Source organism: Candidatus Enterococcus murrayae, from assembly GCF_017315985.1.
Classification (GTDB): Bacteria; Bacillota; Bacilli; order Lactobacillales; family Enterococcaceae; genus Enterococcus_A; species Enterococcus_A murrayae.
Map to the genome: position 1 here is coordinate 1 of NZ_JAFLVR010000055.1, position 1588 is coordinate 1588.

Consider the following 1588-nt stretch of genomic DNA (forward strand, 5'->3'; position numbering starts at 1 on the left):
GAGCGGACGCAACAGAAGAAGCTGACCTATCTGCTGGCGAAATGGGGGATGTTCCTCTAAGCGATCGTCTGGATTGGTCTGGGAAACAGCTTATATGTTCTGATACAGAACCAGTTAACTGCTTAAAAAAAGGCCGCTCGAGTTCTATCGAGCGGCTTGTACATAGAAATGCAAGAACAAGGGGGAAGAGGTGGAAAATGACGCGCATATTGATCTTAACAAAAAATATTTCGGTAGAAACAGCCCTGCAGCTGCAGCTCCAAAAACTGAATTACGAAGTGCTGGTTTCGGTGTCGATTTGGGAGTTGTGGGCGAACGCGCGGCGGGTGGATCATTTGATGAAGTCCTTTCAGTGGATCTTTTTGAGCGAGACGCTCACAGATAACGAAGCAAAGGAGTTTGGAGAACAAGTCACCACTGATTGTCTGGTGCGGATTGTTGGAGAAGAACCTGATGAGGCGGCTTTAGCCAACTGGCGCAGCTGGCATGTGTTTGATTGGGTCGAAGCGGACACCTCATTGGAAAGGCTGAGAGAGAAGCTGCTCTATAAGGCACTGTTGCAGCGGGTCGATTTTAGCGTTGATCCACTGAGCTCTAGCCCTCGTTTTTCTGACTATCAGAAAAAAGCCTTTCCCTTATATTTTTCAGATATACATTTTACAAAGATGGAGAAAGAGATCATCCAGCACCTGATGGAAGCGGACAATCTATCCTTGGCCCGGGATGCGCTCTGTCACGGCTGGCGCTCGAAAAATCAAAACTCCAAGCTGAGCCAGCTATCCTCAGCGATCACGAGAATCCGCAAAAAAGTCGCCGATGCCTATGGAATAGAGGATGCGATCCATACCCTTTGGGGCGAAGGCTATCAGCTGAATACGTACTTTTACAACTGCCTAATGAAGGGTGAATATCAAAACCAGCAGCACTAAAAAAATCAGAGAGTAGGAATATGAATGAGTCAGATTCTATTATTTACCAAAAACCCCTTGAACGAACAAGTATTTGAAGACCGCCTAAGACAACTGGGACATGAAGTGTTCACGACGAAAGAGCTGGTGGAGCTGTGCCTGTTGGATACTGCCAATCACGACTTTATCCAAATCTTCCACCAAATCATTCTCAGCGAGACCATCGCCAATGTCGAAGTAAAAGAACTCGTGAAAACGCTGAACAACTATACGATCCCGATCTTCCGCAAATCCGATGAGCCCGTCGATGAAGCCCAACTGGAAGAATGGCAGAAGCTCGGCATCACCGAATGGATCGAAAGCCGCCCGAGTGTTGAATCACTAAGAGAAAAACTCAGCTGCGACAAACTAACCAACGAAAGCAAGATCGTCTTTTTACCAAAGACCAAGGAAAAGCTTTCCCTAGCCAGACTGGCGCTAAGCAGCGGCGAATTAAAACTGTTCGTCATTCTTTATGAGCAGAAAAACCAAACCATCCCTCGCGAAGAACTCTGCCTGCGGATGTGGAATAGAGGCAAAAGCAACTCCAGCATGTCCCAGCTCTCAGTGATGGTGAAACACTTAAAAGCCAAGCTCGCAAGTAAAGGCATTACTGGTCCGATCATTGAAACCTGTTGGGG

2 protein-coding genes are annotated in these 1588 nt (G+C 47.1%); both read left to right on the plus strand.

The window, feature by feature from the left end; genetic code table 11:
* The coding region (locus JZO85_RS18745; protein ID WP_207110040.1) for a helix-turn-helix domain-containing protein at positions 1-929 on the plus strand (929 nt) is incomplete at its 5' end.
* A 24-nt stretch (positions 930-953) separates the two neighbouring features.
* A partial coding sequence (locus tag JZO85_RS18750) for a helix-turn-helix domain-containing protein (RefSeq protein WP_207110041.1) occupies positions 954-1588 on the plus strand: 635 nt, incomplete at its 3' end.